This is a genomic window from Corallococcus sp. CA053C, assembly GCF_003611675.1.
GTDB lineage: Bacteria > Myxococcota > Myxococcia > Myxococcales > Myxococcaceae > Corallococcus.
On record NZ_RAWA01000811.1, the window covers coordinates 1 to 992 of the forward strand.

Consider the following 992-nt stretch of genomic DNA (forward strand, 5'->3'; position numbering starts at 1 on the left):
GGTGGTGGCGGTGGCTACGGCGGCGGTTCGCGCGGTGGCGACCGTGGTGGTGACCGCGGCGGCGACCGCGGTGGCGATCGTGGCGACCGCGGTGGCGGCATGGGTGGCGACGACGACAAGCGTGGTGGTCGTGGCTTCGGCCGCAAGAAGGTCTGCCGGTTCTGCGCGGAGAAGAACGCGTCGGTGGACTTCAAGGACCAGGCGACGCTGAAGTACTTCGTCACCGAGCGCGGCAAGATCATCCCCCGCCGCATCTCCGGTAACTGCGCGAAGCACCAGCGTGAGGTGGCGATCGCCATCAAGCGCGCCCGTGGCATCGCGCTCCTCCCCTACAACGCGGTCGTCGGCTAGCCGCCGGGTCCCACAGGAGACTGAACATGAAGCTCATTCTGCGTGAGGACATCGACAACCTCGGCAAGTCCGGCGAGCTCGTCACGGTGAAGGACGGCTTCGGCCGGAACTTCCTTCTGCCGCGCAAGAAGGCCGTGCTGGCGAGCGAGCAGAACCTGCGCCAGCTGGAGCACGAGAAGTCCGTGCAGACCGCTCGCAGCGCCAAGCTCAAGGGCGTTGCGGACGAGCAGGCCAAGAAGCTTGGCGCCGTCAAGGTCACCATCAAGCGCAAGGTCGGCGAGCAGGACAAGCTCTTCGGCTCCGTCACGGTGCTGGACATCGCCGAGGCGCTCGCCGCCCAGGGTCAGCAGGTGGATCGTCGCCAGCTGCACCTGGCCGAGCCCATCAAGTCGCTGGGCAGCTACGACGTGGAGCTGCGCCTGCACCGCGAGGTGACGGCGAAGATCAAGGTCGACGTGGTGGCCGAGTAGTCCACCGCTTCACCCTGTTCCAAGTCGTTCAAGCGAAGGGGCCGTCCGGGAAACCGGGCGGCCCTTTTGCTTTGCCCTTTTGCGTTGCATGGTGGGCAGCCCCCGCCCCCGTCCGTCTCGCGCCGTCCCCGGTCCGCTCCACGGCATCCGCGTGGAGGCAGGGCGCCAGGC

2 protein-coding genes are annotated in these 992 nt (G+C 67.8%); both read left to right on the top strand.

Annotated features, from left to right (window positions below):
* On the top strand, positions 1–351 hold a 351-nt coding region (rpsR, locus tag D7V97_RS43325), incomplete at its 5' end, for a 30S ribosomal protein S18 (RefSeq protein ID WP_120616300.1).
* A gap of 26 nt (positions 352–377) precedes the next feature.
* Positions 378–821: a 50S ribosomal protein L9 gene (gene rplI, locus D7V97_RS43330; RefSeq protein ID WP_120538058.1), complete on the top strand. Its 444-nt coding sequence runs from the start codon at positions 378–380 to the stop codon at positions 819–821.
* Positions 822–992 lie beyond the last annotated feature (171 nt).